We start from the raw sequence: 4,662 nt of genomic DNA on the forward strand, positions 1-4,662 counted from the left end.
AGCTTTTAGCCGTTAGCTTTTAGGAAATGCAGCGAAGAATATCATATGTTGATGTTCGCTGCATTTCCTAAAAGCTAAAAGCTAATAGCTAACAGCTCAACTAAGATATTTCCCTACTATCGGTACCCTTCTGCCCACACCAAAGGCTTTGGAAGATACCCGTATAATAGGACAGAATTGATTTCGCTTGTATTCATTGGTGTTCACCATCTTTAAGGCCCGCGAAACCAAAGCAGCGTCAAAGCCCTTTGCTACTATTTCCCGGGGTCCCTGCCGGCGCTCAATGTATTGGTACAGGATTTTATCGAGTATAGCGTAATCCGGTAAACTGTCACTGTCTTTCTGATCAGGACGCAACTCGGCAGACGGCGCTTTGTCAATAATATTCACCGGTATGATTTCCTGTTGCCGGTTGATATAACGGGCCAGAGAATATACCTGCATTTTATACACATCTCCCAAAACAGACAATCCTCCTGCCATATCTCCATACAAGGTACCATAGCCGGTAGACAGCTCACTTTTGTTAGAAGTATTCAGGAGAATATATCCAAATTTATTGGACAGCCCCATCAGCAGGTTGCCGCGTATGCGGGACTGCGTATTTTCTTCTGCCACATTAAACGGTAATCCTTTGAAATAAGGCTCCAGCGTGGTCAGGAAGGTTTCGTAAATGTCATTAATACGGATAATATCATAGGGGTTACCCAGATTTTTGGATAAAGCCACGGCATCATCTACAGAGTGTTCGGTAGAGTAGGGAGAAGGCATCAGTATGGCCCGCACATTATCCTTACCCAGCGCATCGCAGGCAATCGCCAAAGTAACAGCGCTGTCTATACCGCCTGATGATCCCAGAATAGCTTTGGTAAAGCCCATCTTCCCAAAATAATCTTTGATTCCCATGACCAATGCATCGTAGATGCGGTCAATGTTATGGTCGAATACCAGTTCCGTTAACGGCGTAAAATCGGTAGGCTTCACCGGCGGTAAATGGCTACCAGTCAGCTCTTCCAATGTTGCTCCGCCTATCGCTTCCTCGAAATAAGGCAGTTCTTTTACAATATTACCCTGCGCATCATAAATGAGAGAGCCGCCATCAAATACAATCTCCGTCTGAGATCCCACGGTATTGCAGTAATACATAGGAATTTTGTATTTCAATACATTGGCGAGAATGATCTCTTTTCTGTCTTCATCATGATCATAGTCAAACGGAGAAGCAGACAAATTAATCATGACATCCGGCTCCTGGGCAATCAGCTGATCCATCGGACAGATACGGTACAGGGGATTATCTCCCAGGTTCCAGATATCTTCACAAATGGTTACCGCCAGCTTTTTACCTTTAAAAGGAATAATGTTCCATTCGTAGGAGGGTTCGAAATAACGATACTCATCAAATACATCGTAAGTAGGCAGCAGTGTTTTATGCACTACTTGTTTTATTTCTCCTTCGTATAAAAACCAGGCCGCATTAAACAGGTCTTTGCCCTCTCTTTGCGGATTACGGGCAGGCGCACCTACCAATACTGCTATATCTTTGGTATGCGCCTTAATCACATCAATCGCGTGATAACTCTGCGCAATAAAATCTTCGAATTCCAGAAAATCACGGGGAGGATATCCACAAACACATAATTCGGTAAACACTACGAGGTCCGCCCCCTGGGCTTTGGCAGCGTTAATCCCCTCAATGATCTTCGCCGTATTTTTCTCAAAATTACCGATATGATAATTCTGCTGTACCAGTATAATATTCATAATAAAAAGTAGTCAGGTTTTGATGAGACAAAAGCTAAAAGCTGAAAGCAAAAAGCCAGTGTCTTCATAATAAAATATTGATTCTCCGCTGTTATCTAACAGCTAAAAGCTAATGGCTAAAAGCTAAAAAAACACCCCCAGCCTGAGTGCAAAGCTATTCATATTCACCCTTCCGTCATCCCATTTGCCATTTCGCGTTACATCTACAAATCCGTTCTGATAGGTGATACCGGCAAGACCGGTTAAATTCTCACCCAGCGGGTATTCTATACCAGCGCCCAGCAACATGCCTATATTTATCCGGTTCATTTCCGGCAATATATTTACCCGGTCAAATGTTTGATTCATGGTAACCACATCCGCGCGGCCGCTCACCGGAAAATCAAAGTAGGTACCAAATTGTCCCCAGAAACCAATACCACCTTCTTCCGGCGATGTTTTCAATTTCAAGGCCACCGGTATTTCTATGTAGGTAAGCTTAAAATTATATTCTGCCGGATTTGCCTGGTAATCATTCAGTCCTTTGCCACCATCATACTTCAGTTTACTGCCGGCCAACAACACCTGGAAGCCGGAAGACAGTGCATAAGTACCTCTTTCATTCAGGTTAAAATCTGCCATCAGCCCAAAATTCAATCCTGCTTTGGCACTGTTGCGGTTTACGCCCGACTCCTGTGGCTTGAGTACCGACACCAAAGGATTTACGGTAAATCCGAGTTTTACTTTACTCCTGAAAGTACTATAGCCGTCTTGTCCCATGCTGACCTTCGTCATTCCCATAATAGTCAGAAAAATGATGATCTTCTTCATAGATGATGCTAATTCGTAATTTTTTATAATACAAGGTAAATAATAATTTTACCTTAGATGAGTTTTAAGAGTGATGCAAAGTTACATTAATAAATATACCCTGCTGATAAGTTGCCTGGTTGCCCTGTTGGGTGCCGCAGCCTGCAATTCCGGTCCAAAAGGCCCTGACGTTAGTCATATACCCATGACCGTTAGTTTGTCGCGCTTCGACTCGGCCCTTTTTTCCGTAGATACCAACAATTTACAACCCGGACTGGCGAAGCTGCATGCAGACTATCCCGTGTTCCTGCCCTTGTATATTACGGATATCATGAACCTGGGCGCCTGGTCCGACAGTAGTGCGGCGGTACAACAACAACTGCACCTGTTTCTTACTACGCCCGATTTCCGGCAGCTGGAAAAAGCTGTTGCCGCCAAATATGGCAATAACGAACAGCTAAAAGCTGAGCTGGCACAGTGTTTCCGGTATATCAAATACTATATCCCTTCCTTTCACCCACCTAAAGTAGTCACCTTTATTTCCGGAATAGCCAATTATGGTGCCATTACGGTAGATTCTATACTGGGAATAGGACTGGATATGTATATGGGAGAAGATTTTCCTCCCTATGCCCTGATTCCTGATTACCCCGATTATATGATCCATCGCTTTACACCGGCCTATATTCCGGTTAACTGTATGCAGGTCATCCAGCAGCAGCTATTCCCGCCTGCCCGGAAAAATGGTAACTTGCTGGAGCAAATGATGGAAGCGGGTAAACAGCAGTATTTCCTCGACAAAGTATTACCGGAAACCCCGGATACTATCAAGCTGGGCTATACGAAAAGTCAACTGGACTGGTGCCGGGAAAATGAACAGATGATCTGGCAGTTTTTTGTACAAAACAACCTCGTGTACTCCAGCGACTGGCAGCAGATCACACATTTTATTGGCGACGGCCCTTCTACACAGGGGATGCCCGAGGGTGCTCCCGGTAAAATTGCCAATTTTGTTGGATGGCAGATCATAAAAAAATATATGGCAGAACACAAGGAGATGACCTTGCAGCAATTAATGGAATCAAAAGACGTGACGGAGATTTTCAAAGCCTCGAAATACAGGCCCCGATAAGGAATTACAGGCTAAAGCGAAGACAGGAATTAATTTAATTTGAATGGAACCACCATCTGGAACTCCGGAATTTTAACTTCCAGTATTTTCTTATCCAGTTGGTTTTCCATTTGATAAGTACCATACATCTTGCCAATCTCCGTACGAAGATTAGATCCCGAGACGTATTGATATGTTTCACCGGGGGCCAGCAATGGTTGCACACCTACCACACCTTCTCCCTCCACCTCGCGGTGTGTTCCGTTGGAATCGATAATGTACCAATGCCTGCGGAGCAATTTAATAGGGAAAGTGTTATTGTTTTCAATGGTAATACGGTAAGCAAACATGAATTCGCTTCCAATTGGATTTGAATAATCCGGCTGGTAGAATGTTTCCACGCTGATGGTGATGCCCTCTGTTACCTTCTTAACCATAAAATCAACCTTTAACGTAAAAATAAGAAAAATAAAACCAGTGGCTGGAAAAATTCTCACTTAAGTCCCACTTTAACGATTCTTTAGACTATTTCAATATTATCCAGTATGGCGGGGTCCTCTTCAGAAGCCCTTGCTGCCACCTCCAGCGCATTGTTATAGTAGCCTCTGCGCAGGTATTCGGATAAATATCTCCATAAAAATCCCAAAAATCCAAAGTGCTGGTATTGTTTTATGTGGCAAGCCTCATGCCGCATCCATTGAATATCCGATAAAAAGCGTTCCCGGGACGCTCCATGCAAGTGAATGGTGCGTCCCAGGACCATGGCTACCGACTGCACCCGCATAAAGCGGGCGGCAATTTTGGCTAACCACGAATTTTCATGTATGCGGCATCTTATTTTTTCCAATCTTTCTTCCCGAATAACGTAAATCTACGGGAAATATTGAATCCCCAGCGGAATTGCCCCTGTACCCAGGAAGACGTTGTTTCAGGAATGAACTGGTTTTCCAGTATGGCAGTGGAGTTGGTAAAGGTGATGCTGAACACGTGGCCGCCGG

At 44.1% G+C, this 4,662-nt stretch carries 6 protein-coding genes; 1 reads left to right on the forward strand and 5 read right to left on the reverse strand.

Annotation, left to right across the window (positions count from 1 at the left end; all coding sequences use genetic code 11):
* Window positions 1-96: 96 nt before the first annotated feature.
* Complete coding sequence (locus VIP81_RS10175; RefSeq protein ID WP_331959399.1) at window positions 97-1,764, reverse strand: NAD+ synthase; 1,668 nt, start codon at window positions 1,762-1,764, stop codon at window positions 97-99.
* A gap of 123 nt (window positions 1,765-1,887) precedes the next feature.
* Complete coding sequence (locus VIP81_RS10180; RefSeq protein ID WP_331959402.1) at window positions 1,888-2,574, reverse strand: porin family protein; 687 nt, start codon at window positions 2,572-2,574, stop codon at window positions 1,888-1,890.
* 73 nt (window positions 2,575-2,647) lie between these two features.
* Here VIP81_RS10180 and VIP81_RS10185 point away from each other — a divergent pair, with 73 nt between their 5' ends.
* Entirely contained in the window at window positions 2,648-3,685 is a 1,038-nt protein-coding gene (locus VIP81_RS10185) for a hypothetical protein (RefSeq protein WP_331959405.1), read from the forward strand.
* Between the two features lie 29 nt (window positions 3,686-3,714).
* Here the strand turns inward: VIP81_RS10185 and apaG are convergent, their stop codons facing one another.
* From apaG to VIP81_RS10200, 3 genes are all read right to left on the reverse strand, one after another.
* Window positions 3,715-4,101 carry a Co2+/Mg2+ efflux protein ApaG gene (gene apaG, locus VIP81_RS10190; protein WP_106526994.1) on the reverse strand — a complete coding sequence of 129 codons (387 nt, stop codon included), beginning with the start codon at window positions 4,099-4,101 and terminating at the stop codon, window positions 3,715-3,717.
* Between the two features lie 83 nt (window positions 4,102-4,184).
* Window positions 4,185-4,511, reverse strand: coding sequence for a DUF4157 domain-containing protein (locus VIP81_RS10195; RefSeq protein WP_331959413.1), 327 nt, complete (start codon window positions 4,509-4,511; stop codon window positions 4,185-4,187).
* Window positions 4,499-4,651: a DUF5777 family beta-barrel protein gene (locus tag VIP81_RS10200; RefSeq protein WP_331959416.1), complete on the reverse strand. Its 153-nt coding sequence runs from the start codon at window positions 4,649-4,651 to the stop codon at window positions 4,499-4,501. The genes VIP81_RS10195 and VIP81_RS10200 overlap by 13 nt, the downstream gene beginning before the upstream one ends.
* Between the last annotated feature and the right edge of the window lie 11 nt (window positions 4,652-4,662).

It is taken from the genome of Chitinophaga sp. (assembly GCF_036566945.1).
Lineage (GTDB): Bacteria > Bacteroidota > Bacteroidia > Chitinophagales > Chitinophagaceae > Chitinophaga.